This window comes from Streptomyces sp. NPDC090108, from assembly GCF_044747185.1.
In the GTDB taxonomy this organism is placed as follows: domain Bacteria; phylum Actinomycetota; class Actinomycetes; order Streptomycetales; family Streptomycetaceae; genus Streptomyces.
Window position 1 is genome coordinate 427906 of sequence record NZ_JBIVDQ010000005.1, and the last position, 25074, is coordinate 452979.

Annotated in this window: 17 protein-coding genes; 6 read left to right on the forward strand and 11 right to left on the reverse strand. The window is 73.8% G+C overall.

All coding sequences use genetic code 11. The features are described 5' to 3' along the window. Positions 1 to 45: 45 nt before the first annotated feature. A complete protein-coding gene (locus ACIPRD_RS20170; RefSeq protein WP_401564738.1) occupies positions 46 to 945 on the reverse strand; it encodes a TIGR01777 family oxidoreductase in 900 nt (299 codons plus the stop codon). Positions 946 to 1040: 95 nt separating this feature from the next. Beyond that, positions 1041 to 2234 carry a MarP family serine protease gene (locus ACIPRD_RS20175; RefSeq protein WP_356398266.1) on the reverse strand — a complete coding sequence of 398 codons (1194 nt, stop codon included), beginning with the start codon at positions 2232 to 2234 and terminating at the stop codon, positions 1041 to 1043. A gap of 235 nt (positions 2235 to 2469) precedes the next feature. Between ACIPRD_RS20175 and ACIPRD_RS20180 the strand changes: the two genes are divergently transcribed. Continuing rightward, a complete protein-coding gene (locus ACIPRD_RS20180; RefSeq protein WP_401564742.1) occupies positions 2470 to 3297 on the forward strand; it encodes a peptidoglycan recognition protein in 828 nt (275 codons plus the stop codon). A 72-nt stretch (positions 3298 to 3369) separates the two neighbouring features. Here the strand turns inward: ACIPRD_RS20180 and ACIPRD_RS20185 are convergent, their stop codons facing one another. The 7 genes from ACIPRD_RS20185 to ACIPRD_RS20215 form a co-directional block, all read right to left on the reverse strand. Beyond that, complete coding sequence (locus ACIPRD_RS20185) at positions 3370 to 3885, reverse strand: DUF4240 domain-containing protein (RefSeq protein ID WP_356399096.1); 516 nt, start codon at positions 3883 to 3885, stop codon at positions 3370 to 3372. Between the two features lie 372 nt (positions 3886 to 4257). Continuing rightward, on the reverse strand, positions 4258 to 5241 hold the full coding sequence (locus tag ACIPRD_RS20190) for a WYL domain-containing protein (protein WP_356398272.1): 984 nt from the start codon (positions 5239 to 5241) through the stop codon (positions 4258 to 4260). 101 nt (positions 5242 to 5342) lie between these two features. Then, entirely contained in the window at positions 5343 to 8054 is a 2712-nt protein-coding gene (aceE, locus tag ACIPRD_RS20195; protein WP_356398274.1) for a pyruvate dehydrogenase (acetyl-transferring), homodimeric type, read from the reverse strand. 427 nt (positions 8055 to 8481) lie between these two features. Further along, entirely contained in the window at positions 8482 to 9105 is a 624-nt protein-coding gene (locus tag ACIPRD_RS20200) for a GntR family transcriptional regulator (RefSeq protein ID WP_356398277.1), read from the reverse strand. 292 nt (positions 9106 to 9397) lie between these two features. After that, on the reverse strand, positions 9398 to 11182 hold the full coding sequence (gene sucB / locus ACIPRD_RS20205) for a 2-oxoglutarate dehydrogenase, E2 component, dihydrolipoamide succinyltransferase (RefSeq protein WP_401564747.1): 1785 nt from the start codon (positions 11180 to 11182) through the stop codon (positions 9398 to 9400). Positions 11183 to 11242: 60 nt separating this feature from the next. Then, positions 11243 to 12631, reverse strand: a complete 1389-nt coding sequence (gene lpdA, locus ACIPRD_RS20210) for a dihydrolipoyl dehydrogenase (protein WP_356398283.1) — start codon at positions 12629 to 12631, stop codon at positions 11243 to 11245. 317 nt (positions 12632 to 12948) lie between these two features. Next, positions 12949 to 14481 carry a leucyl aminopeptidase gene (locus ACIPRD_RS20215; protein WP_401564750.1) on the reverse strand — a complete coding sequence of 511 codons (1533 nt, stop codon included), beginning with the start codon at positions 14479 to 14481 and terminating at the stop codon, positions 12949 to 12951. Between the two features lie 381 nt (positions 14482 to 14862). On the opposite strand from ACIPRD_RS20215, the gene ACIPRD_RS20220 reads away from it, so the two are divergent. From ACIPRD_RS20220 to ACIPRD_RS20235, 4 genes are all read left to right on the forward strand, one after another. Beyond that, positions 14863 to 16899 carry a hypothetical protein gene (locus tag ACIPRD_RS20220; RefSeq protein WP_356398289.1) on the forward strand — a complete coding sequence of 679 codons (2037 nt, stop codon included), beginning with the start codon at positions 14863 to 14865 and terminating at the stop codon, positions 16897 to 16899. Positions 16900 to 17016: 117 nt separating this feature from the next. Beyond that, entirely contained in the window at positions 17017 to 18537 is a 1521-nt protein-coding gene (pelF, locus tag ACIPRD_RS20225) for a GT4 family glycosyltransferase PelF (RefSeq protein ID WP_356398292.1), read from the forward strand. Beyond that, the gene (locus ACIPRD_RS20230) at positions 18534 to 20240 is read left to right on the forward strand and encodes a hypothetical protein (protein WP_401564754.1); all 1707 of its coding nucleotides are present in this window, start codon (positions 18534 to 18536) and stop codon (positions 20238 to 20240) included. The genes pelF and ACIPRD_RS20230 overlap by 4 nt, the downstream gene beginning before the upstream one ends. Beyond that, entirely contained in the window at positions 20237 to 20914 is a 678-nt protein-coding gene (locus ACIPRD_RS20235; RefSeq protein WP_401564757.1) for a spherulation-specific family 4 protein, read from the forward strand. Before ACIPRD_RS20230 ends, ACIPRD_RS20235 begins: the two co-directional genes overlap by 4 nt. Here ACIPRD_RS20235 and ACIPRD_RS20240 read toward each other — a convergent pair. Then, a complete protein-coding gene (locus ACIPRD_RS20240; protein ID WP_356398300.1) occupies positions 20911 to 21696 on the reverse strand; it encodes an adenosylcobinamide-GDP ribazoletransferase in 786 nt (261 codons plus the stop codon). The two genes, ACIPRD_RS20235 and ACIPRD_RS20240, sit on opposite strands and share 4 nt — an antisense overlap. 60 nt (positions 21697 to 21756) lie before the next feature. On the opposite strand from ACIPRD_RS20240, the gene ACIPRD_RS20245 reads away from it, so the two are divergent. Further along, entirely contained in the window at positions 21757 to 22521 is a 765-nt protein-coding gene (locus ACIPRD_RS20245; protein ID WP_356398303.1) for a hypothetical protein, read from the forward strand. Positions 22522 to 23224: 703 nt separating this feature from the next. Here ACIPRD_RS20245 and ACIPRD_RS20250 read toward each other — a convergent pair. After that, positions 23225 to 25015, reverse strand: a complete 1791-nt coding sequence (locus tag ACIPRD_RS20250) for a phosphatidylglycerol lysyltransferase domain-containing protein (RefSeq protein ID WP_401564761.1) — start codon at positions 25013 to 25015, stop codon at positions 23225 to 23227. Between the last annotated feature and the right edge of the window lie 59 nt (positions 25016 to 25074).

Here is a 25074-nt window from a genome sequence, read left to right on the forward strand (position 1 = left end):
CCGCCCGCCGCCCGCCGCCCGTGCGGCGGGGGCGCGGCGGCGCGCTCAGTCCAGGGCCGCGCGGATCGCCTGGTCGATCCCGGGGTGGGTGAAGACGAACCCCGACTCCAGCAGCCGCTTCGGCACCACCCGCTGGCTGCCCAGCACGTCCTCCGCCATCTCGCCCAGCGCCATCCGCAGCACCGCGGCCGGCACCGGGAACGGCGTCGGCCGGTGCAGCACCCTCCCCATCGCCTCGGTGATCGCGCTGTTGGTCAGCGGCTCCGGGGCGGTCAGGTCGAACGGCCCGACCAGGGTGTCGTGCTCGATGAGATGCCGGATCGCGGCGACCTCGTCGGCCAGGGAGATGTACGACCAGTACTGCCGGCCGTCGCCCAGCCGTCCCCCGAGCCCCGCCTTGAACAGCGGGAACATCCGCCCCCAGGCGCCGCCCTCACGGGCCACCACCAGCCCGGTCCGCGCGAACACCGTCCGCACGCCCGCCTCCCGCACCGGCGCCGCGGCCGCCTCCCACTCCACGCACACCGAGGGCAGGAACCCCTCTCCGGCCGGGGAGTCCTCGTCCGTGATCCGGTCGCCGGTGTCGCCGTAGTAGCCGATCGCGCTGCCGTTCACGAAGACCCGCGGCGGCTCGGGCAGCGAGGCCGCCGCCTCCGCCAGCGTCCGGGTGCCGAGCACCCGGCTGCTGCGGATCAGCCGCTTGTACTCGGGTGTCCAGCGCCGGTCGCCCACCCCGGCCCCGGCCAGATTGACCACCACGTCGCAGCCGGTCAGCCCCGGCGCGTCCACGCGGCCCCGCTCGGGGTCCCAGCGGACCTCGTCCCCGCCGCGGGGCTCGCGCCGGACCAGGCGGACCACCTCGTGCCCGTCCGCGCGCAGGGACCGTACGAGTGCACTGCCGATCAGGCCGGACGCGCCGGCCACGGCGATTCGGGAATGTTCCATGATCCCAGGATGCGGGTCCCGGGCCCGTGAAGCGGGTAAAGCGGCCGAGGTGTTCCCGGGCGCTCCACCCGCACCCGCTCCCGCGCGGGCCGGCGCTACGAGGTCGCCAGTTCGCCCGTGTCCACCGCCGTCGTCGCCCTGGCGCCCCGCGAGGCGTCGTCCTCGACCTCCTGCGCGGTCAGCGCGTACCCCGTCTCCGTGTCCGAGGTGGAGCGGGCGAAGACCACGCCGAACACCCGGCCCTTCGTGGTCAGCAGCGGCCCGCCCGAGTTGCCGGGCAGCACCTTCGAACGGATGGCGTAGATCTCCCGCGTGACCGACCGGTCGTTGTAGATGTTCTGGCCGGTCGCCCGCACCCGGTTGGCCACCGTCGCCGCCTGGAGGTTCAGGTTGCCGTCCTGCGGATAGCCCGCGACCACCGCCGTGTCCCCGCGCCGCGCGCCGCCGTCGAAGCGCAGCACCGGCGCGCGCAGCCCGGGCACGTACAGCACCGCGACGTCCCGGTCCGGGTCGAAGAGCACCACGCGCGCCCCGTACGACCTGCCGACGCCGCCGACCCGCACGCTCGGGCTGTCGATGCCGGCCACCACGTGCGCGTTCGTCATCACATGCCCCGGCGCGTACACGAAACCGCTGCCCTCGCGGCCCTCGCTGCCGGAGGCACCCTCGATCTTCACCGTGCTGCGCTGGGCCGCCCGTTTCGCGTCCGCCGTGACGCTGTCCCCGGACGGCTCCGCCACCTGGGCCGTCGACTCGTTCTCGAACGGGTTGAAGACCTGCGGGAACCCCGCCTCGGTCAGCGCCGACGTGGCCCGGGAGAACCACGCGGGCGTCGTCTGCGGCATCCGCTCCTGCACCGCGCCCAGCAGCGCCGAGTTCCGGATCTGTGTGGTCAGGGTCTGCGAGGGGGCCGCGCCCAGCACGCTCGCCGCGACCCAGGCCACGATCAGCACCGCCGCCGCGTTGGCCGCCGCGCCCCCGATGCCGTCCGCCACCCGCAGCGGGCCCCGGCCCTCGCGGTCCAGCTCGCTGCGCAGCCGCAGCGCCAGCCGCCCGGCCAGCTCGTGCCCCACCATGCCGGGCACCAGCACCGTCAGGATCGCCAGCACCGTCGCCGCCGCCGAACCGCGTGCCACCAGCCCGGTCACCCAGGGCAGCGCCCACACGCCGACGACCGCGCCGCCCACGAACCCGGCCAGCGACACGCATCCGGCCACCAGTCCGCGCCGGTACCCGGCCGCCGCGTAGGCGAGGGCCACCAGCACGAGCACGATGTCGAGCAGATCCACGAAGCCGCCTTTCTCCAGGTCTCGATACGGGTCATACGGGCGGGACGGGCCCGGTGATCAGTCCCACGGCCGGGACAGGCCCGATGATCGGTCACACGCGCGGACGCGGCCACCCGGGACGGGCGGGCCACGCGCCGGGCGTGTACCACCAGAAACGTCCCGGACCGGGACGATGGTTCCGCCAGGTGGCACAACACACGTCGCGGACAGTGCGGACCGGATCGACAGTGACACCATGCGTTTCCTCCGTCTCCGTGTGCCACGGGCGTGGAAGCGGCGAGCCGCGTCCCTGCCCGGCGGTGTCCTGGTCCTGCTCGGTTCGCTGCCCCCGGCCGCCGCCGTCCTCGCGCTGCTCCTGTGCGCCCAGAGCGTGGAGCGCACCACCGCGGTCCCGCTCGGCCGGCAGGCCCCGGTCCGCGCCGCGGCGGCCCACCGGGCGTCCCGGCCGGCCATCGTGCCCCGCTCCGCCTGGCTGGACGGCCGCACGGGACGCACCCAGCCGCCCCCGCGGTACGACGACAAGGTGGTCGCCGTCTTCATCCACCACACGGACTCGCCCAACGGCTACGCCTGCGCCGACGCCCCGCGGATCATCCGCGACCTGTACGCGGGCCAGACCGGCGCCCGCGCCTGGGACGACATCGGCTACAACTTCCTCGTCGACCGCTGCGGCACCATCTACGAGGGACGCGCGGGAGGCGCCGAGCGGGCCGTCATCGGCGCCCACACCCAGGGCTTCAACCACCGCACCGCGGGCATCGCGGCGCTCGGCACCTTCACCGCCGGGGTCGCCGTGCCCAAGGCGATGACCGACTCGATCGCCGCCGTCGCCGCGTGGAAGCTCGGCCTCGCCGGGGTCGACCCGCGGGCCCGGGTCCGGCTGGTGTCCAGCAACGGGCTCAGCCGCTACCACGCGGGCAGCGCCGCCAGCCTCCCCGTGGTGGCCGGGCACGACCAGGGCTTCATGACCAGCTGCCCGGGCGCCGCCCTGACCGCCCGCCTGCCCGAGATCAGACAGACGGCGGCCCGTCTCCAGGGCCGGCCCCCGGCCGGCAAGCGGTAGAGGGCGTCCTCCCGGGGGACGTCTCCCGCCCCGCGGCGGCGCCGGGGCCAGGACGCCGCGGGGCCGGGGTCATCACTTGAACCGCTCCCACAGCCGGGGATAGCGGCCGGCGAGGACCGTGTCGTCCTCGAAGTCGACGGGGGCCCCGGCCGGCTCGGACGGGGCCGGGGCGATCCCGAGGTCCGGGGCGACGGCACCGGTCAGCTGCTCGTAGGCCTCGTCGGCCGCGTAGCCCAGCTCCTCGCCGTCGCCGTCGATCTCCTCGTCGAAGTCGCCCAGCAGGTCGGCCAGGGCGTCCGGGTCGTGCAGGGCGCCCTCGAAGACCTCCCGGCCCTGGCCGATCAGCCAGCACCGGAAGAAGTCGAACGCGTCGTCGCTCGCCCCGTCCAGCAGCGCCCAGGCGGCACCCCACAGGTCCCAGCGGTACGCGCGGTTGTAGCGGGCCTCGAAGTGACGGGCGAAGTCCAGGACCATCTCCGGGTCCAGCTGGAGCAGCCGGTCCACGAGCAGGTCGGCCTGTTCCTCGGGGTCGCCCTCGGCGGCCTCGCGGGTGGCGTCGATGAGCTCCCAGAACTCCGTCTCGTCCATCACGGGTCCAGCATCGGGCCTGAGCCGATCCGCCGCACGCGGAGTGCGGCGCATTGTTGCCGTCGGCCGGCCACCCGTCGGCCGCGCGCACCCTGTCGCCGTCGGCCGCGCCCACCCCGTCGCGGTCGGCCGCCCGGCGGCCAGTCCGTCGGCCACGGCCACCCCGTCGCCGTCGTCGGCCCGGCAGCCCTGCCGCCCCGCCGTCGGACCCGCCCCGCCGCCGGACCCGCCCCGTCGGGACCCGCCGCCCCGCCGTCGGACCCGCCCCGCCGTCGGACCCGCCCCGCCGCCGGGACTCGCCGCCCCGCCGCCGGGACTCGCCGCCTCGCCGCCGGACCCGCCGCCCCGCCGGGGCCGGCTGCCCCGCCGCCGTCAGACGGCCGGGTTCCCGTACAGCGCCGCCGTCCGCGCCGCGTCCCGGGCGAACCGCTCCCGCAGCGCGGCCGGCGCCAGCACCTCCGCCTCCGGCCCCAGCGCCCTGAACTGCGTGTGCGCGACCTCCTGCGACTCCACCGGCACGGTCACCGTCACCCACCCCCCGGCGTCCGGCTCGCCCGCGCCCGCCAGGGCCTCGTCCGCCGAGAGCGGGCCGACGGCGTACGGGAGCGCGCGCACCCCTTCGGGGGAGAGCCGTACGACGGCCTCGTCGCGCAGGATCGAGCGCGCGAAGCCCTCCGCCCGCTCGGCCCAGTGGGCGGGCAGGTCGAAGTCCGGATCACGCGCGAAGCGCGCCTCCCCGGGCGTCACCGAGGCGAACCGGTCGATCCGGTAGGTCCGGAACACCCCGTCGCCGGCCAGGCGCGCGCACAGGTACCAGACGCCCGCCTTCAGCACGAGCCCGTACGGCTCCAGCTCCCGCTGCACGACACCGTCCGCCCGCCGGTACCCGGCACGGAGCGTGCGGTCCTCCCACACCGCACCGGCGATCACCGGCAGCAGCGCGGGCGTCCCGGGCTCCCGGAACCAGGCGGGCGCGTCCAGGTGGAACCGCTGGGCGGCACATTCCGGGGCGTCCCGCAGGGACGGCAGCAGCGCGGCCGACACCTTCAGCCGGGCCACCGAGGCGGCGTCCTCCAGCCCCATCTCCCGCAGCGCCCCCGGCACCCCGCTCAGGAACAGCGCCTCGGCCTCGCCGCGCGCCAGGCCCGTCAGCCGCGTACGGTAGCCGCCGACCAGCCGGTAGCCGCCGGTGCGCCCCCGGTCCGCGTACACCGGCACCCCGGCCTCCGACAGCGCCTGCGCGTCCCGGGTCACCGTCCGCTCCGACACCTCCAGCTCCCGCGCCAGCTCGGCGGCGGTCATGGAGGGGCGGGACTGCAGAAGGAGCACCATCTTGATGAGCCGGGCCGCACGCATGCCCTCATGATGCCGGGAGCCACCGACAGCACACACGAAGAAGGGGTACGGCGACCGCCGTACCCCTTCTCCACGGGACCTGGAGGTCCCGAAGGCCGTGCCTACAGCCCGTACTTGTCCCGGGCTTCCTTCACCGCGGTCGCCTGGACCTCGCCGCGGCGGGCGAGCTGGGCCAGGGCGGCGACGACGATCGACTGGGCGTCGACGCCGAAGTGGCGGCGGGCGGCGTCGCGGGTGTCCGACAGACCGAAGCCGTCGGCGCCCAGCGAGGACCAGTCCTGCTCGACCCACTGCGCGATCTGGTCCGGGACCTGGCGCATGTAGTCGGAGACGGCGAGGACCGGGCCCTCGGCGCCCTGCAGGGCCTGGCGGACGTACGGCACACGCTCCTCGCCGCGCAGGAGGGCCGCGTCGGCCTCCATCGCGTCGCGGCGCAGCTCCGACCACGAGGTCGCGGACCACACGTCGGCGGCCACGCCCCAGTCCTCGGCGAGCAGCTTCTGCGCGTCCAGCGCCCAGTGGATCGCCGTGCCGGAGCCCAGCAGCTGGATGCGCGGGGCGTTGGCGGCCGGGCTGACGCCCGCCGACTCGGCCGTGTTGAAGCGGTACAGACCCTTGACGATGCCCTCGTCGATACCGAGACCGGCCGGCTTGGCCGGCTGCGGCAGCGGCTCGTTGTAGACCGTCAGGTAGTAGAAGACGTCCTGGTCCTCGCCCGGCTTGGCCTCGCCGTACATCCGGCGCAGACCCTCGCGGACGATCGTGCCGATCTCGTAGGCGAACGCCGGGTCGTAGGTGAGGGCGGCCGGGTTGGTGGCCGCGATCACCGGGGAGTGGCCGTCGGCGTGCTGCAGGCCCTCGCCCGTCAGCGTCGTACGGCCCGCCGTCGCGCCGACGAGGAAGCCGCGGCCGAGCTGGTCGCCGAGCTGCCACATCTGGTCGGCGGTGCGCTGCCAGCCGAACATCGAGTAGAAGATGTAGAACGGGATCATCGCTTCGCCGTGCGTGGCGTACGCGGTGGACGCGGCGATGAAGTCGGCCATCGAGCCGGCCTCGGTGATCCCCTCGTTGAGGATCTGGCCGTTCTTGGCTTCCTTGTAGTACATCAGCTGGTCGCGGTCGACCGGCTCGTACGTCTGGCCCTTGGGCGAGTAGATACCGAGGGACGGGAAGAGCGACTCCATGCCGAAGGTGCGCGCCTCGTCGGGGACGATCGGCACCCAGCGCTTGCCGGTCTCCTTGTCGCGGACCAGGTCCTTGATCAGGCGGACGAAGGCCATCGTGGTCGCCACGTTCTGCGAGCCGGAGCCCTTGTCGAAGGCGGCGAAGGCCTTCTCGGCCGGAGCCGGCAGCGGCGCGAGCGGGTGCACGCGGCGGGCCGGGGCCGGGCCGCCGAGGGCCGCGCGGCGCTCCTGGAGGTAGCGGACCTCGGCGGAGCCGGCGCCCGGGTGGCCGTAGGGCACCTGGCCGTCGGCGAACGCGCTGTCGGCGATCGGCAGGTCGAGCAGGTCGCGCATCGCCTTGAACTCGTCCACCGAGAGCTTCTTCATCTGGTGGTTGGCGTTCTTCGACGCGAAGCCGTCGCCCAGGGTGTGGCCCTTGACCGTCTGGGCCAGGATCACGGTCGGCGCGCCCTTGTGCTCGACGGCGGCCTTGTAGGCGGCGTAGACCTTGCGGGCCTCGTGACCACCGCGCGAGAGGTGGAAGCACTCGAAGATCTTGTCGTCGCCGATCAGCTTCGCCATCTCCACGAGCGCCGGGTCGGCACCGAAGAAGTCCTGGCGGATGTAGGCCGCGTCACGCGTCTGGTACGTCTGGATCTGCGCGTCCGGCACCTGGCGCAGACGGCGCACGAGCGCACCGGTGGTGTCCAGCTGGAACAGCTCGTCCCAGGCGGAGCCCCACAGGGTCTTGATGACGTTCCAGCCGGCGCCGCGGAACTGGGCCTCCAGCTCCTGCACGATCTTGAAGTTGGCGCGGACCGGGCCGTCGAGGCGCTGCAGGTTGCAGTTGATGACGAAGGTGAGGTTGTCCAGCTCCTCACGGGCGGCGAGCGCGAGGGCCGCCGTCGACTCCGGCTCGTCCATCTCGCCGTCGCCGAGGAACGCCCACACGTGCGAGGCGGAGACGTCCTTGATGCCGCGGTTGGTCAGGTAGCGGTTGAACCGCGCCTGGTAGATCGCGGAGAGCGGGCCGAGGCCCATCGACACCGTCGGGAACTCCCACAGCCAGGGCAGCCGGCGCGGGTGCGGGTACGAAGGCAGGCCGCTGCCGCCCGACTCCTGGCGGAAGTTGTCCAGGTGGGACTCGTTCAGCCGGCCGTCGAGGAAGGCGCGGGCGTAGATGCCGGGGGAGGCGTGGCCCTGGATGTAGAGCTGGTCGCCGGAGCCGTCGGCCTCCGGGGACTCCTTGCCCTTGAAGAAGTGGTTGAACCCGGTCTCGTAGAGCCAGGCCGCCGAGGCGAAGGTGGCGATGTGGCCGCCGACGCCGTGCTTGCTGCCGCGGGTCACCATCGCGGCCGCGTTCCAGCGGTTCCACGCGGTGATCCGGGCCTCCATGGCCTCGTCACCGGGAACCGCCGTCTCGGCGGCGGTGGGGATGGTGTTGACGTAGTCGGTCTCGAGGAGCTTCGGCAGCGCGACGCCGCCCGCCTCGGCCCGCTCCAGCGTGCGCCGCATCAGATACGCGGCGCGGTGCGGCCCGGCTTCCCTGGCGACGGCGTCCAGGGAGGCCTGCCACTCGGCGGTCTCCTCCGGGTCGCGGTCCGGGAGCTGGTCCAGCGCGCTCGGCTGGATGGCGTTGGGGTCGGTCATGCCGCCGCCTTCCTCAGTCGAAGGGGGTTCCCTCATCGTTAAGGGTTCGGGGTTGCCCTTGGTCTTTGGCAGGACAGGGCAGCGGACTTCGATGGCGGCGTCGAGGTGTGACTCCGTCGCGGGTCCGTCGGCGACTGTAACTCCCTGATCGATGATCGATCAAAGGGAACAGGGGCAAAATCTGCCGTTCGGCGGAAAGTCGGCACCCGGTGCCTTCGAAATGGGCACCCGGTGCCGTGGTCGACCAGGGTTTTCGCAGGTGAGCAAAGAGACGCTCGCCTGCGTCGGGCGTCGGGCGTCGGGCGGCGAGCGTCGGTGCCGGGTGCCGGGTGCCGGGTGTCGGCCGTCAGGCGTCGGACTCAGCCGTCAGGCGTCAGGTGTCGGACTCAGCCGTCAGGCGTCAGGTGTCGGACTCAGGAGTCAGGCCTCAGGCGCGCGGCGCGCAGCCCAGCACGTGCGCCTTCACCAGCTCGGCGATCCGGGGGTCCCGGCGCTTGAAGGCCTGCACCAGCTCCTCGTGCTCCTCCGCGTACGACTGCTGCACCGTGCCCAGCCAGCGGATCGACAGGGCCGTGAACACCTCGATGCCGAGGCCCTCCCAGGTGTGCAGCAGCACCGAGTTGCCCGCAGCGCGCACCAGTTCGCGGTGGAACCCCACCGTGTGCCGTACCTGGCCCGTGCCGTCGGCCTCGCGGTCGGCCTCGTACAGGGCCGTGACGTGCGGTTCCAGGGCCGAGCAGTCGGTCGCGAGGCGGTCGGCCGCCAGCTCCGCGGCGATGGCCTCCAGGCCCGCCCGTACCGGGTAGCTCTCCTCCAGGTCGGCCGCGGTCAGGTTCCGCACCCGTACGCCCTTGTTCGGGGCCGACTCGATGAGGCGGAGCGTCTCCAGCTCGCGCAGCGCCTCCCGCACCGGGGTCTGGCTGACCTCCAGCTCGGTCGCGATCCGCCGCTCCACGATCCTCTCGCCCGGCTGCCAGCGCCCGCTGACGATCCCCTCCACGATGTGCTCGCGGATCTGTTCGCGCAGCGAGTGGACGACGGGCGCGGTCATTTGAGCTCCTCGGCAGTGCGGACCCGGCGGGTCGGCGGGACCCTTAGACAATACGGCCGCGGCCCTGGACGGACAGGGTGCGGTCGCTCTCACCACAGGTGATGCCTGTTACACGCAGAGGTGCCCGCCCGGCACCGGCGGCATTCCGCCACGCCCCGGCGGAGCCTCCCGGCCGGGGACCCCGGGCACCGCGCGGCTCACGTCGCCGCCGCGGGCGCCACCGGTACGACGGAGCCCCCGTCCGGAGGAGAACTCCGGACGGGGGCTCCGTCGTACAGCCCGATCGGGTGGATCAGAGGCCGAGCTCGACCTCGAACTCGCCGGCCTCGAGGATCTCCTTGACCGCGGTCAGGTAACGGGCCGCGTCGGCGCCGTCGACCAGACGGTGGTCGTAGGACAGGGTCAGGTACGTCATGTCGCGGACGCCGATGACCGTGCCCTCCTCGGTCTCGATGACGGCCGGACGCTTGACCGTGGCACCGATACCGAGGATCGCGACCTGGCCCGGCGGCACGATGATCGTGTCGAACAGGGCACCGCGCGAACCGGTGTTGGAGATGGTGAAGGTCCCGCCGGTCAGCTCGTCCGGGGTGATCTTGTTGGCGCGGACCTTGCCGGCCAGCTCCGCCGTGGCCTTCGCGATGCCGGCGATGTTGAGGTCGCCCGCGTGCTTGATGACCGGGGTCATCAGGCCCTTCTCGGAGTCCACCGCGATACCGACGTTCTCGGTGTCGAAGTAGGTGATCGTGCCCTCGGCCTCGTTGATCTTGGCGTTGATGACCGGGTGGGCCTTCAGCGCCTGGGCCGCGGCCTTCACGAAGAACGGCATCGGGGAGAGCTTGACGCCCTCGCGCGCGGCGAAGGAGTCCTTCGCCTGGTTGCGCAGGCGCATCAGGCGCGTGACGTCGACCTCGACGACCGACGACAGCTGGGCCTGCTCGGTCAGCGCCTTGACCATGTTGTCGCCGATGACCTTGCGGATGCGGGTCATCTTGACGGTCTGGCCACGCAGCGGGGAGACCTCGAGCTTCGGGGCCTTCTTCGCGGCGGCGGGCGCGGCGGCCGGGGCGGCCGGAGCCGGCGCGGCGGCGGCCTTCGCGGCCTCGGCGGCGGCGATGACGTCCTGCTTGCGGATGCGGCCGCCGACGCCCGTGCCGGTGACGCCGGCCAGGTCGACGCCGTTCTCCGCGGCGAGCTTGCGCACCAGCGGGGTGACGTAGGCGCCCTCGTCGGTCGCCTGGGCGGCGGCCGGCGCGGGGGCGGCCGGAGCGGCCGGGGCGACCGGAGCCGGGGCGGCCGGAGCGGCCGGAGCCGGCGCGGCGGCGACCGGAGCGGCGGCGACCGGAGCGGGCGCGGGGGCCGGGGCCGGGGCGGCGGGCGCCGGAGCGGCCGGGGCGGCCGGGGTCTCGGCGGCGGGGGCCGGGGCGGCCGGAGCCGGGGCGGCGGCCGGAGCGGCACCGGCGGCACCGATGACGGCGAGCTTGGCGCCGACCTCGGCGGTCTCGTCCTCGTTGACGACGATCTCGAGCAGCACGCCGGAGGCGGGCGCCGGGATCTCGGTGTCGACCTTGTCCGTGGAGACCTCGAGCAGCGGCTCGTCGGCCTCGACGGAGTCGCCGACCGACTTCAGCCAGCGGGTGACGGTGCCCTCGGTGACGGACTCACCGAGCGCGGGCAGGACCACGTCCGTGCCCTGGGCGCCACCGGCCGGGGCGGCCGGGGTCTCGGCGGCGGGGGCCGGAGCCGCGGGGGCCTCGGCGACCGGGGCGGGCTCGGCGGCCGGAGCCGGGGCAGCGGGGGCCTCGGCGGCGGGGGCCGGGGCGGCGGCGGGCGAGCCCGTGCCGTCGTCGATGATCGCCAGCTCGGCGCCGACCTCGACGGTCTCGTCCTCGGCGACCTTGATGGAGGCCAGCACACCGGCGGCGGGGGAGGGGATCTCGGTGTCGACCTTGTCGGTCGAGACCTCGAGCAGCGGCTCGTCGGCCTCGACGCGCTCGCCCTCGGCCTTCAGCCAGCGGGTGACGGTGCCCTCGGTGACGCTCTCACCGAGCGCCGGAAGGGTTACGGAAACCGGCATGGTTTCGGTTGCTCCTTACGAAATTGCGGAAGTCTGTGTCGTCGCGCCCGTGACCGGAGGTCAGTCGTGCGAGTGCAGCGGCTTGCCGGCCAGAGCCAGGTGGGCCTCGCCGAGCGCCTCGTTCTGCGTCGGGTGGGCGTGGATGAGCTGCGCGACCTCGGCCGGCAGCGCCTCCCAGTTGTAGATCAGCTGGGCTTCGCCGACCTGCTCGCCCATGCGGTCGCCGACCATGTGGACGCCGACCACGGCACCGTCCTTGACCTGGACGAGCTTGATCTCGCCCGTGGTCTTCAGGATCTTGCTCTTGCCGTTGCCCGCGAGGTTGTACTTCAGAGCGACGACCTTGTCCGCGCCGTAGATCTCCTTGGCCTTGGCCTCGGAGATGCCCACGGAGGCGACCTCGGGGTGGCAGTACGTCACCCGCGGGACACCGTCGTAGTCGATCGGGACGGTCTTCAGACCGGCCAGACGCTCCGCCACCAGGATGCCCTCGGCGAAGCCGACGTGCGCGAGCTGGAGGGTCGGGACGAGGTCACCGACGGCGGAGATGGTCGGAACGTTGGTGCGCATGTACTCGTCGACGAGGACGTAGCCGCGGTCCATCGCGACCCCGGCCTCCTCGTAGCCCAGGCCCTGCGAGACCGGGCCGCGGCCGACGGCCACCAGCAGGACCTCGGCCTCGAACTCCTTGCCGTCGGCCAGGGTGACCTTCACGCCGTCCTGGGTGTACTCGGCCTTCTCGAAGAAGGTGCCCAGGTTGAACTTGATGCCGCGCTTGCGGAAGGCGCGCTCCAGCAGCTTGGAGGAGTTCTCGTCCTCGACCGGCACGAGGTGCTTCAGACCCTCGATGACCGTGACGTCCGAGCCGAAGGACTTCCACGCCGAGGCGAACTCGACGCCGATGACGCCTCCGCCCAGGATGATCGCGGACTTCGGCACGCGGTCCAGCACGAGGGCGTGGTCGGAGGAGATGATGCGATCGCCGTCGATCGCCAGGCCGGGCAGGGACTTCGGCACCGAACCGGTCGCCAGCAGGACGTGACGGCCCTGGACGCGCTGACCGTTCACGTCCACGGAGGTGGGGGAGGACAGCCGGCCCTCGCCCTCGATGTACGTGACCTTGCGGGACGCGATCAGACCCTGGAGGCCCTTGTACAGGCCGGAGATCACGTCGTCCTTGTACTTCTGGACGGCCGGGACGTCGATGCCCTCGAAGGTGGCCTTCACACCGAACTGCTCGCTCTCGCGGGCCTGGTCGGCGATCTCGCCCGCGTGCAGCAGGGCCTTGGTGGGGATGCACCCCTTGTGCAGGCAGGTGCCGCCGACCTTGTCCTTCTCGATCAGGGCGACGTCCAGGCCCAGCTGCGCTCCGCGCAGGGCCGCGGCGTAACCACCGCTACCACCGCCGAGGATCACTAGGTCGAAAACGGTGCTGGCGTCGTTCGCCACGTCACGTCCTCCATGCATGTGCGCCGCCGGTCTCCGATGACCGGCCGGCGGCTGGTGTCCGGCCGCTTGATGCTTCGGCCCTCAGGTGGGGCCCTGTCCTGCCGGGCTCCATCTTTGCACTTGTTCGAGGGGTGCGAGACGCCGGGCTGGGGTGTGAGACGCGTCCCACGTCCGCGGAGCGCGGAACCTCACGGGGACGCCGTCCACGCCCACCTGCGGCGCAGGCGGGCGTGCGGCGGACCGGCGGGGGCGCGGGAGCCGGTCACTCGGTCTCCCGTGCCCCCGCCGGTCCGTGACCGGCCCGGGACGGGCCGGGGTCAGCCCAGCTCGCCCTCGGCCGTCAGCTCCGCGAGGCGCACCAGGGTGCGCACGGCCGTGCCCGTACCGCCCTTGGGCGTGTAGCCGAAGGCGCCGCCCTCGTTGAAGGCGGGCCCGGCGATGTCCAGGTGCGCCCAGGTGATGCCGTCGGCGACGAACTCCTGGAGGAACAGACCGGCGACCAGGCCGCCGCCCATCCGCTCACCCATGTTCGCGATGTCGGCGACGGTGGAGTCCATGCCCTTGCGCAGGTGCTGCGGCAGCGGCATCGGCCAGGCCGGCTCGCCGACCTCCTCGGCCGCCTCGTGCAGGGCGGTGCGGAAGGCGTCGTCGTTCGCCATGACGCCGAAGGTCCGGCTGCCCAGCGCCAGCATCATCGCGCCGGTCAGCGTCGCGACGTCCACGATGGCGTCCGGCTCCTCCTGCGAGGCGGCCCACAGCGCGTCGGCGAGGACCAGCCGGCCCTCGGCGTCGGTGTTGAGCACCTCGACGGTCTTGCCGCTGAACATGCGCAGCACGTCGCCCGGACGCACGGCCGAGCCGGACGGCATGTTCTCGGCCAGCGCCAGCCAGCCGGTGACGTTCACCTTCAGGCCGAGGCGGGCGGCGGAGACGACCGCGGCGAACACGGCGGCGGCACCGGCCATGTCGCACTTCATCGTCTCGTTGTGGCCGGCCGGCTTCAGGGAGATGCCGCCCGAGTCGTAGGTGATGCCCTTGCCGACGTAGGCGAGGTGCTTGTCGGCCTCCGGGTGCGTGTACGACAGCTTGACCAGGCGCGGGGTGGCCTCGGAGCCGCCGCCGACACCGAGGATGCCGCCGTAGCCGCCCTTGGTCAGCGCCTTGTCGTCGAGCACCTGCACCTTGATGCCGTGCTCCTTGGCCGCGGCCTGGGCGACGGCGGCGAAGGCCTCGGGGGTGAGGTCGTTCGGCGGGGTGTTGACGAGGTCGCGGGCGCGGTTGAGCTCCTCGGAGACCGCGACGGCGCGGGCCAGGGCGTCCTTGTGGGCGGCGTCGCGCGGCTTGCCGCCGAGCAGCGCGGCCTCGGCGAGCGGAGCCTTGCCGTTCTTGCCGTCGGCCGCGCCCTCCTTGTAGGCGTCGAAGGCGTAGGCGCCGAGCAGCACGCCCTCGGCGACCGCGCCGACGGCGCCGGAGTCCTCGACGGGCAGCGCGAACGCGGCCTTCTTCGAGCCGGCCAGGGCGCGCGCGGCCACACCGGCGGCCCTGCGCAGCGCCTCGGCGTCGTAGTCGGCGTCCTCGCCGGGCTCGGTGCCCAGGCCCACCGCCACCACGAGCGGTGCCTTGAAGCCGGCCGGGGCGGGCAGCTTCGTCAGCTCGCCCTCGGCACCCGAGGCGCCGAGGGTCTCCAGGACGCCGGCGAGCTTGCCGTCGTACGCGTTGTCCACGGCCTCGGCGCCCGGCGCGACGACGAGGTCCCCGGACCTGGGACCAGCGCCCTTGGCGACGCCGACGACGATCGCGTCGGCCCGCAGGCCGGGCGCCGCGGCGGTGCTGAGAGTCAGAGCAGTCACGGTGGTGAAATCTCGCTTCCGATGTGAAGTTGCTGTGGCCGATGTGGACCTCGGCCGCCCTGGCGGGACGGACGGGTCCGCGCGGGGTGGGTCGACCGGGCCCGAGAGCCGACCCTAGGTCCAGGCCTTGGGGCAGGTGGCAACCGGGGCCTTCACCGTGTCGGCGAACACCCGGGACGAGAGTACGCGCGTGCGCCCGTTCGCTCATTCCTGCGGACGTTCACCTGTGCGTGGAGTCGTGGCCACTTCCGCCCCCTGGGTCCCGGTGACCTGAGCCACACTCATCGGGTTCCGGTGGGCCCGTTGTCCGCCGAAACGCATGATTTCCACAGATCCTCCGTGGATTCACCACAGAGGGTCTTCTGGGGGGAGGAACCAGACATGAACCAACGCGCGCACCGCCGGAGAACCGTGACCGTCACGGCGACGGCGGCCGCTCTGATCACCCTGGGACTGTCCGCGCCCGCGGCCTCGGCCGCGACGGACCCGCGCGTCGACCTCAGGGTTCTCGTGGTCGACGACGACGGCGGCTCCGTCGGCGCGATCACCGCGCAGCTCCGCAGCGAGGGCATCCCCTACACCCGGGTCGGCCTCGCCGACTCCGGCCGCCCCAGGATCGACGCCGCCTTCCTGAGCGACACGGTCGACGGCCGCCCCCGCGCCAAGTACCAGGGCGTGGTGCTGCCGAACGAGGCCCCGTTCGGCGCCGGGTCCGCCGAGCAGACCGCCCTGGAGGCGTACGAGAAGACCTACGGCATCCCGCAGGTCGACGCCTACACCTGGGCGCACCCCGAGGTCGGCCTCGACTACACCGACAGCAACGGCTACGCGGGCGGCCTCGACGGACGTCCGGCCACCGTCACCACGGCCGGGAAGGCGGGTCCCTTCGGGTACCTGGCGGGCGGCTTCTCCTTCGAGGACAACTCGCCCTCGGTGCAGGAGAGTTACGGCTTCATAGCCCAGCCCCGCACCGGCTACACCAGCTATGTCGACGCCCCCGTCCCGGGCGGCACCGGCAACGGCAGCCTGCTCGGCGAGTACGCGCACGACGGACGCCGCGAACTCGTCGTGACCTTCGCCTACAACCAGTACCAGCAGCAGTTCCGGGTGCTGGCCCGCGGCATCGTGGAGTGGCTGACCCAGGGCGTGCACCTGGGGCAGGCCCGCAACTACTTCGCCGTCCACGTGGACGACGTCTTCGCCCCCGACGCCCGCTGGGACACCGCCCGCAACTGCACGCCCGGCGACATCGACTGCGCGGGCGGCGGCGACGACACCGAGACCCCGATCCGGATGACGGCGGCCGACGCCCAGTACGCGGCCGCGTGGCAGCAGAGCCACGGCTTCACCCTGGACATGGTCTTCAACGCGGGCGCCGGCGAGGAGTGGAAGAGCGAGAACGGCGGCACCGACGCGCTGGCCACCCAGCTGCTGAAGGACAAGGCCAAGTACCGCTGGGTGAACCACACCTACACCCACCTGTTCCTCGGCTGCGTCCAGGACACCTCGACCGTGCCGTGGGCGTGTGCGAAGAACACCGACGGCTCGACGAAGTGGGTGAGCCGCGCGGACATCTCCGGGGAGATCGCGGACAACAACACCTGGGCCTCCCAGCACGGACTCTCCCTGGACCGCACCGAGCTGGTCACCGGTGAGCACTCCGGCCTGAAGACCCTGCCGCAGCAGCCGCAGGACAACCCCAACCTGGGACCGGCCCTCGCCTCGAACGGCGTGAAGTGGACCGCCTCGGACAACTCCCGCGAGTCCGAGCAGCGGACGGTCGGCAGCAGCACCCTCACCGTGCCGCGCTACCCGATGAACGTGTACTACAACGTGGGCACCAAGGCCGAGATGGCCGACGAGTACAACTGGATCTACACCTCCAAGGCCGACGGCGGCAGCGGGATCTGCGAGAACAACGCGAGCTCGACCTGCCTCGGCGCACCGCTGGACACGGCCACCGGCTTCACCGGGTACATCGTGCCCGCCGAGGCCCACACCGACCTCGGGCACGTGCTGGGCAACGACCCGCGGCCGCACTACGCGCACCAGTCCAACCTGGCCGAGGACCGCCTCCTGTACCCGGTGATGGACCGCGTCCTCGCCGACTACCAGGCGCTGTTCGCCGCCAACACCCCGATCGTCAACCTGCGCCAGAGCGCCATCGGCGCCGAGCTGCAGAGCCGGGCCAAGTGGCAGGCCGCGCTGGACGGCGGGAAGGTCACCGCGTACCGGATCGGCAAGACCGTCACGGTCACCGCGCCGTCCGGCACCCAGATCCCGGTCACGGTTCCCGAGGGAACCAAGCAGCAACTCCTCCTGAGCACCAGCACCTTCGGGACCGCGTACGCGGGTCTGCGCTCGGCCTGGGGGGCGCCGGGCACGCTGCAGTCCGCACTCACGCTCAAGCTGCCGTAAGCGAGAGCGCCCGAAGGGGCGCGGGGAACTGCGCGACCAGTCACCACGGACCCGCAGCCGGGGTCCGGTCCGCAGTTCCCCCCTCTCATCCGCACATCAGGGGGGAGCCGGGCAGCGATGCGCACCGGCCGTCTTGTCACCATGCTCACCGAAGGCACCTATCCGCACGTCCACGGCGGGGTCAGCACCTGGTGCGACCAGCTCGTCAAAGGCATGCCCGACGTCGCCTTCCACCTCGTCTCGCTCACCGGGAACGGCCGTGAACCCGTGACCTGGGAGCTGCCGGCGAACGTCCGCCGGCACGTCACCGTGCCCACCTGGGGCCCGCGCCCCGGACGCGCCCGCGTCCCCTACGGCCGGGCCCGGCACCGCTTCACCGACGCCTACGAGCGGTTCCTGCTGTCCTTCCTGGACCCCGGCTCCCGCTGCGACTTCGGCGGCGCGCTGTGCGACCTGGCCCGCTTCGCCCGCGAGGGATGGCTGGCGGCGGCCCTGCGCACCGAGGGGGCGCTGCGCTCGCTCCAGTGGATCTGGACGATGCCGCACCTGCCGACGGCGGCCGCCCGCCCGACCGTGCACGACGCCCTCACCGCCTGCGACCTGCTCGAACACGCCCTGCGCCCGCTGGGTGTGCGCATCCCCGCGGACTCGGTGGCGCACGCGGTCAGCAGCGGTCTGGCGACCCTGCCCGCGCTCGCCGCGCGCCATCTCGACGGGGTGCCGTTCCTGCTCACCGAGCACGGCATCTACCTGCGCGAGCGTTATCTGGGCCAGCAGGGCGCGGGACACCGCTGGCCCGTGAAGGCGTTCCTGCTCGGCTTCTACCGCGCGCTGAACTCCCACGGCTACCGCGCCGCCGACCTGATCACCCCCTGCAACCAGTACAACCGCCGCTGGGAGGAGCGCGGCGGCGCCGACGCCGGCCGCATCCGCACGGTCTACAACGGCGTCGACCCGCACGCCTTCCCGCACGCCGGCCCGGAACCCGGCGTACCCACCCTCACCTGGTGCGGACGCGTCGACCCCATCAAGGACCTGGAGACCCTGCTGCGCGCCTACGCCCTCGTGCGCGCCGAGATCCCCGAGACCAGGCTGCGGCTGTTCGGCCCGGTGCCGCCGGGCGGCGAGGCCTACCGCACCCGCCTGGAGAAGCTCGCCGCCGAACTCGGGATCGCCGACGGCGTCTCCTTCGAGGGCCGCGTCACCGAGGTCTGGCGCGCCTACGCGGCCGGACACCTCGTGATGCTCTCCTCCATCTCGGAAGGGTTCCCCTTCTCGATCATCGAGGCCATGTCCTGCGGCCGTACGACCGTCTCCACGGACGTCGGCGGGGTCCGCGAGGCCGTGGGCGACACCGGTCTCGTCGTCCCGCCCCGCGAACCGGAGAAGATGGCCGCGGCCGCCCTGGCCCTGCTCCGGGACGACGAACGGCGCCTGGCGCTGGGGGAGTCGGCACGCCAGCGGGTGATCGACCGGTTCACCCTGCGCCGCTCGGTCGACAACTTCCACACCATCTACCAGGAACTCGCCGGCCTCCCCGAGGTCTACGAGCCCGCCGTGGAGACGGTCGCCGACTGGACCGCCGAACTCCGCGACCCCTGGTACGCGGCCGTCGCGACGGACGGGACCGACTGGTGAGCGAGGAACTGCGCGCGCCCGCCGCCCTGCCGGGCATCCCGCGGCAGCGCCGCCGCCCGGACCCGGAGCGGCCCGACCCGATCGACGAACTCGCCCTGGAACTCGACGGGTTCATAGCCGCCGCCGTCCACCCCGACGAGGTGGCGGCCCTGCTGGAGTCCGACGGCCTCTCCGACGACCGGATACGCGAGCGGTACGGCGTCCTCGACTCCTTCGCGCTCGCCGAGGAGCTGTACGACCGCACCCCGCGCCGCCATCCCGAGCCCGAGAGCGTCCCCGCCGACCCCTGGCGGGCCGGGCTGCTGAGCTGTCTGCTGCGCGGCCTGGTCTTCGCGCTGCCCGGCTTCGCCTATGTGCTGGGTGCCCCGCTGCTCGCCGGTCCGCGCGATTCCTTCGGCCTGCCGGCCGGGACGCTCACCCTGCTGACGAGCGCGCTGTGCGGCTGGGTCTGGAACCAGGGGCTGGCCCACCGCGCCTACGCCTGGCTGGGCCTCGGCGACCGCCCGGCGGCCCGCCGCTGCCTGCTCGTCGGCACACCGGCCGGCATGCTGCTCGGCGCCCTGGCCGCCCTCCCCGTGGCGGGCGCCGCCCACCCGGCCGCCGCGGCGTTCGCCGCCGGGCAGTCCTGCTATCTGGGCGCCTCCGGGGTCCTGCTGGTCATGGGCCGGGAACGGGCCCTCCTCGCCGCCCTGACCCCGCTCACCGCGGGCGCCCTCGTCGCGCTGGCCCACCCGCTCCCGGACGCGGCCCGGCTGCTCCTCCTGGTGACCTCCGCCTCCGCCGTGGCCACCCTCGGCTTCCTCGAAGTCGCCCCGGCAGCGCGCGACCTGTGGCCCTCGGTCCGTGCGATCCGCCTCGCCGTGCTGCCGTCCGCGCGGAACTGGACCGCCGCCCTCGCCGCCCCGCTGCCCTTCGGCCCCCACGGCCCCGTGGCCACCCGCGACGGCAGTGCCCGCGACGGCAGTGCCCGTGACGACGGCACCCGCGACGACGGCACCCGCGACGGCCGTGACGCCCCCGGCGCGAGCCGCCCCGTGGCGCTCCCCGCCCGCGGCTCCGTGCCACGGGCCCGAACCTCCGGTCCGCGGCTGCGGGACTCCCTCCCGTACGCGCTCTTCGGGCTCGGCAGCGGTGTCCTCGTGCTGTACGCGGGGCTCGGCGACGTCCTGAGCGGGGCCGAGCGCGGCGCGGTCGCCGCGCCGGAGGCCGTGGCGCTCACGCTCAGCATGGGGCCCGCCGAATGGCTGCTGTACCGGTTCCGCAGCGGCGGCCTGACCGCGCTGAGGGCGAGCGGGACGTCACGGATGTTCCGCCGGACCCTCGGCCGCACGCTGGTCCGCTGCCTCCTCGGCTATCTGGCGGCGCTGGCCGCGCTGGCCGTCGTCGTCGCCGCGGCCTGGCCGCGGTCCATGGAGCTGCCGCCGCCGTACGCCGAAGCGGCGCCCGCCGTACCGGCCGGTGTCCGCCTGGCCGGGCTGCTCGCGCTCGGCGTGGTGCTGTGGGCGGGGCTGCTGCTCCAGTCCTTCGGCGCGGTGCTCGGCGCCACGGCCGTCTGCTGCGCCGCCGCCCTCACCCAGACCCTGGCGCTGCTCACCGGCGCCGGTGAGCCGCACCTCGTCGCCCTCGCGGTGTACACGGCGGCGGCCGCCGTCCAGCTCGGCCTGGTCCGCGGCCTGCTGGGAAGGGCGACCGCGCACCGATGAGCAGACTGCTGGTCCCGTACTACGAGCATCCGTCGGTCCGGCCCGCCGAGTGGGCGGCGATCCTCGCGGCCGCGCCACGCCTGTACGGCGTCGTCCTCAATCCGGCCAGCGGCCCCGGCGACCGCCCCGACGAGGGCTTCGCCGCGGCCGCCGCCCGGCTGCGCCGCGCGGGCGTCACCGTCCTCGGCTACGTCGACACCGGCTACGGCGCGCGGCCGTACGGCGATGTCGTACGCGAACTGCGCCGGCACCGCGAGTGGTACGGCGCGCAGGGCGCCTTCCTGGACCAGGTGCCGTCCGGGGCGGGCGAGTCACGGCCCTACGAGTGGCTGACCACGGCCGCCCGCACCCTCGGCTGCGGCACGCTCGCGCTCAACCACGGCACCGCGCCGCATCCGGCCTGGGCGGCCCTCGCGGACCTCCTGGTCACCTTCGAGGGACCCTGGACGGACTACCGGCGCACCCCCGCGCGGCCCCGCCGCTACGCGCCGGGCGTACGCCAGTGCCACCTGGTGTACGGCGTCCCCTCCGGCGCCGACGTGGCGGACGGCGCGAGGGCCCGGGGCGCGGCCGTGCACTGCGCGGTCCCGGGAACGGGCACCCACCCGTGGGGCACCCTGCCCCACGGCGTGGCCCCCGCGACACCCCCCGCACCTCCAGGGGATGCCCCCTAGCCCCCCAGCGCCAGCACCACCAGCGCCGTCGTCGCCGCCGTCTCCGCGAGGGCGCCGAAGACGTCGCCGGTGACCCCGCCGAAGCGCCGGACGCAGCGGCGCAGCAGCAGTTCGGCCGCGGCGAGGGCGCCCAGCACCGCGGCCGCCGCGTGCACGGGGCCGTACCGGCCGAGGACCGTGCCCCCGGCGGCCGCGGCCAGGGTCACGACGGCCGCGGCGGCCAGCGCGCCCGGCACCGGCACCACCCCGGCGACCGCCGCCCCCAGACCCTCCGGACGGGCGGGCGGCACCCCGGCGCGCGCGGCCAGGGTGAGCGCCAGCCGGGCCGCGAGGGCGGAGAGCACCGCCGCGAACGCGCCCCGCGCCCAGGAGGCCTCGTACAGCTGCGCCAGCACCGCGACCTGGGCCAGCAGGGTCAGCAGCAGCGTGATCACCCCGAACGGGCCGATGTCCGACTGCTTCATGATCCGCAGCGCGTCCTCGGCGGGTCTGCCGCTGCCCAGGCCGTCCGCGGTGTCGGCGAGCCCGTCGAGGTGCAGGCCCCGGGTGAGCAGGGCGGGGACGGCGGCCGAGGCGACGGCGGCGAGCAGCGGGCCGGCGCCCAGCAGGAGCAGGAGCAGTCCGAGTCCCGCGGCCGCGCAGCCGACGGCCAGCCCGGCCAGCGGAGCGGTCAGCATGCCACCGCGCGCCGCCTCACGGTCCCAGCGGCGCACCCGTACGGGCAGCACCGTGAGCGTGCCGAAGGCGAAGCGGAGTCCGTCGAGAGGGGAGGTCCTGAGCATCGGCGCAGGCTATCCGGCGCTCGCGAGGCCCCCTCCGCCGCCCGGGGATAAAGTGCGCACATGGGGCACTGGTGGGAGCGGAACATCCTGGAGCCGGGCAAACTCCCGCTGCTGCTGGCGCTCGCCGCGTTCGTGCTCACCTTCGTCGTCACCCGGGTCATCACCCGTCTGATCCGGGCCGGCAAGGGCCCGTTCGGCAACGTCAAGGCGGGCGGGCTGCACATCCACCACGTGGTGCCGGGGGTCGTCCTCACGATCGTCGGCGGCTTCGGCGCGGTCGCCAGTGACCGGCACGGCGCCGGCGGGGCGATCGCCGCGGTCGTCTTCGGCATCGGCGCGGGACTGGTCCTGGACGAGTTCGCGCTGATCCTGCATCTGGACGACGTCTACTGGAGCGAGGAGGGCCGCAAGAGCGTCGAGGTCGTCGCGCTCACCGCCGCCCTGGTCGGCCTGCTGCTGGCCGGCTTCTCCCCGTTCGGCGTCAACGACCTGACCCACGAGGAACTCCAGGACCGGGGCGGCGTCATCCTCACCCTCGTCATGAACTTCCTCTTCTCACTCGTCGCCCTGAGCAAGGGCAAGGTCCGCGTCGCGCTGCTCGGGACGGTCGTCCCCCTGCTCGCGCTCGCCGGCGCGGTCCGCCTCGCCCGCCCCGGCTCCCTGTGGGCCCGCCGCTTCTACGGCCGCCGCCCCCGCGCCCGCGCCCGTGCCGCCCTGCGCGCCTACCGCCACGACCGCCGCTGGGCCCGGCCCCGGCGCGCCGTCCAGGACTGGATCGGCGGCAGGCCCGACCCGCGCCCCGCCCGGCTGTCCGGCCGCGGATGAGCGCGGGGCCCCGCGGCCGGCCGCCGTCCCCGGCCGGTCCGCGCGCCGGCGCTGCCGCACCGCCGCCACCAGGCACAGCGCCCCGACGGCCATCAGCGCGGCCAGGTGCTCCTTGCCCGCCAGGTTGTCCTTGAACAGCAGCTCCGCCACCATCGCCGCGGTCACGCCCCCCGCGGTGACATAGGCGCCGTACCGCCAGGCCACGAACACCGCGAGGCCCACCACGGCCGCGGACGGCCCCGTGTCGACCACCTGCGTGTCGGTGACGGGCAGCCCGAACGGGGCGTGCGGACCGAGCCCGACGCCGAGGCGCGCGTACAGCGTCCCGGCCAGCGTGGCGACGTAGGCGATGCCCAGGGTCCGCCACCAGCCCAGGCACGCCTCCGCGATGCCGAACACGAACAGGATCTGCGCCAGCGCGCCCCACACCGGCAGGTCCAGCGCCGGCACGTACAGGGAGAGCGGGGTGCGCAGCAGCGCCGGCCACAACGGGTCCTGGGCGCGCACGGAACCCGCCTCCTGCACGAGGGAGAACCCCCACGGCTGGTTCTGCACGTACTGCAGGACCGCGGTCAGGCACACCGCCGCCAGCGTCATGGGAACCGCCGCCGGACCCCGCTCCCCAAGCGGCCCGCGTAAGGCGGTGTACAGGGGTCCCCACTCCTCGCGGGCCCACCGGGCGAACCTGTTCATCGGGCCGTCCCTATCGGTGCGTGTCCAGATGTCTGCGGTGCAGCCACTTCGGCAGCCCCGGTGCCACGGGTCCTGTCGTCAGGAAGCCCTCGGCGCGCGCCGAGGCGAGCCCGATGCGCGGCAGGTCCGCGCTCTTCTCGAAGAGCAGGAACCGCGGCTCCCAGATGGGCCGGTACTTGGCGTTGGCCCGGTACAGCGACTCGATCTGCCACCAGCGCGAGAAGAAACTCAGCAGGGACCGCCACAGCCGCAGTACCGGGCCCGCGCCGAGACGCGCCCCGCGTTCGAAGACGGACCGGAACATCGCGAAGTTGAGCGAGACCTGCGTGACACCGATCTCGCCGGCGCGCCGCAGCAGGTCGAGGACCATGAACTCCATCAGCCCGTTCTCGGAGTCCCGGTCCCGCCGCATCAGGTCCAGGGACAGCCCGTGCGGCCCCCACGGCACGAAGGACAGCAGCGCCCGCAGCCTGCCGTCGGCGTCGGTGCACTCCAGCATCACGCACTGCCCGTCCGCCGGGTCCCCGAGCCGGCCGAGCGCCATGCTGAACCCGCGCTCGGTCGCCCCGTCCCGCCAGTCGTCCGCGCGCCGCACCAGGTACGCCATCTCCTCGGCGGGGATGTCCGCGTGGCGCCGCACGCGCACCTGGTACCCGGCCCGCCGCACCCGGTTGTACGCCTGCCGGACGGTGCGCATCGCCCGCCCCTCCAGCGTGAACTCGGCGACCTCCACGATCGCCTCGTCACCGAGCTCCAGCGCGTCCAGGCCGTGCCGGGCGTAGACGGTGCCCGCCTCCTCCCCGGCGCCCATCACCGCCGGGATCCACCCGTGCGCCCGCGCCTCGGCCAGCCACGGCACGATCGCGCCGGGCCACGCCTCCGGATCGCCCAGCGGGTCGCCGGAGGCCAGGCTCACCCCGCCGACCACCCGGTAGGCGACCGCCGCCTTGCCGGTCGGCGACCACACCACGCTCTTCTCCCGGCGCAGCGCGAAGTAGCCGAGGGAGTCCCGCTCGCCGTGCCCGTCCAGCAGCTCCCGCAGCCGCTTCTCGTCCTCCTCGGTGAGCGGGTCGACGGCACGCCGGGAGCGGAAGGCGGCGTACAGGACGGCGAGGAGCAGGAGCGTGCTGAGCACGTTGACGGCCACGTTGGCCCAGTTGGGCGGGTCGATCCCGGGGAAGCGGGACTCGTCGGCGGCCACCGACACCAGGCGGAGCGTGCCGTAGTGCCAGCGCTCGGTGAACGTCGAACGGGCCGCGTCCGGCGCCTGGTTGGTGACCGTCACCACCAGTGCGGCCAGCAGTGAGGCGGCGAGACCGCCGCCGACGGCCACGGTCGCGGCCAGGCGCGGGTTGGACCGGTCGCCCTTGGCGTAGAACTCCCGGCGTCCCACCAGCAGCGCGGCCACGAACGCGGCCGTCAGCACCAGCGAGATCCAGTTCTGCGCGTAGCGCCGGATCTCCGGGAACGCCATGGCGAAGGCGAACAGCGCCAGGAACAGCCCGCTCAGTACCAGGTTGAGGATCCACGCGGCCCGCTTGCGCCGCCGCATGGTGATCGCCAGGAAGGCGGTGAACACGCCCGAGGCGAAGCCCGCGGTGAGCAGGTACGGGGTGAAGAGATCCTCCTGGTTGTGCCGGCGCACGTCCTGGCCCAGCGACACCCACACCGCGCTGAGGAAGTTGACGAACGCGACGGCCCGCAGATACCAGACGGCGAACGCGGCGCTCCGGCGGGAGGCTCCGCTGGACCGCCGCCCCGGTACGGTCTGCGCTTCCATGGCAATTCGGGCATCTCCCATGGGGGAGGATCATATGGGCGCCCCGGCCGCGAACCGTGCTATTCCGGACGGCGGGCCTG